Annotated in this window: 2 protein-coding genes and 1 pseudogene; all 3 read left to right on the top strand. The window is 50.5% G+C overall.

The annotated features are described in order from the left end of the window. Positions 1–265 (top strand): annotated as a pseudogene (locus tag CW742_RS14200) (arsenic resistance protein); the annotation flags it as partial. A gap of 40 nt (positions 266–305) precedes the next feature. After that, complete coding sequence (locus CW742_RS14195; RefSeq protein ID WP_292421498.1) at positions 306–725, top strand: arsenate reductase ArsC; 420 nt, start codon at positions 306–308, stop codon at positions 723–725. Positions 726–889: 164 nt separating this feature from the next. Then, the gene (locus tag CW742_RS14190) at positions 890–1,045 is read left to right on the top strand and encodes a hypothetical protein (protein ID WP_292421496.1); all 156 of its coding nucleotides are present in this window, start codon (positions 890–892) and stop codon (positions 1,043–1,045) included. The last annotated feature ends 123 nt before the right edge of the window (positions 1,046–1,168 follow it).

The following is a 1,168-nucleotide window of genomic DNA, read 5'->3' as shown; positions in this document are numbered from 1 at the left end:
ATTCCACCTCGTCTACTACACGACCCGGCGTATGGGGTATAACTACGAGGATGCAGCGACGATGGGATTCCACTGCACCGGCAGGAACTTTGAGCTGGCCATTGCAATCGCACTGACAGCCTTCGCATCTATGCCGATGGTCGCAGTCTCCACCGTGGTCGGCCCTCTCATCGAGATACCTGTCATGCTTGCGATTGTGTGGCTGTCGTTACGGCGGAGGGACCGGATCCTGCAACAGGAAAAAGCAAAAGCAACAATCGCCTGACGGAAAATGGAAAAATTCCGAGACCAAGGCTGGAGAATCCATGAAAAAGAAGGTCCTGTTCATCTGCACCCACAACTCCGCCCGCTCCCAGATGGCGGAAGGTTACATGAACGTAAAGTACGGCGACCGGTACGAAGCATTCAGTGCCGGGACAGAAGTAACCCGTGTTCACCCGATGGCCATTGAAGTCATGAAAGAGATCGGGATCGATATTTCCGGGCACCGGTCGAAACTCATTGACGAGTTCTTTGGTAAAGGGATTGAAACGGTCGTCACGGTCTGTGATTCTGCACAAAAAGCCTGCCCGTTCTTCCCGGGAGCACAGGAGGTAATCCACCAGAGCTTTACGGACCCTTCGGCATTCAAAGGGTCCGATGAGGAAGTCCGGGCAGGATTCCACAGGGTGCGGGATGAGATGATCCGGTGGATCGATGCAACATTTGGACAAAAAGGTGCGTGAGAACAACGAATATGATGAATCCCACGGGCAGAAATGAACCGGTTTTTGCCGGCGATTTGCTTGTGGAACACCGGTACATTACCGTATTGCTCACCATTAAATATCGGTCGGCACCATGCAAGGTATCGAAGTATGAATTAAGGAATCAGTTGAGGTGAATTATCATGGCAGAAGGAAAGAAGAAGAAAGGATTTTTCTCGGCGATTAAGGAATCGATGAACAAGAGTGGCGGATGCTGTGGCGGCGGGGGTACCTGTGGCGGTGCAGCCCCGGCAGAGCCGGAGAAATCCGAGGAAAAGAAAAAGACTCCTCAAAAGTAGGACACCGTACAAAGCGATTATTGGATCTTTCCCTTTCGGGGAATGGATATGTATTTATTTATTTTCTCGAGAATTGAGGTAACCGAATCTATGGATAATAATCAAACAGAAACCCCCGTATAC

The organism is Methanoregula sp., assembly GCF_002835825.1.
Classification (GTDB): Archaea; Halobacteriota; Methanomicrobia; order Methanomicrobiales; family Methanospirillaceae; genus Methanoregula.
This window is presented reverse-complemented; position numbering and strand designations above follow the sequence as displayed.

What these genes read in the sequence shown, in the direction of transcription:
- CW742_RS14195 (WP_292421498.1), top strand. Translation starts at nt 306, where the DNA reads ATGAAAAAGAAGGTCCTGTTCATCTGCACCCACAACTCCGCCCGCTCC.
- CW742_RS14190 (WP_292421496.1), top strand. Translation starts at nt 890, where the DNA reads ATGGCAGAAGGAAAGAAGAAGAAAGGATTTTTCTCGGCGATTAAGGAA.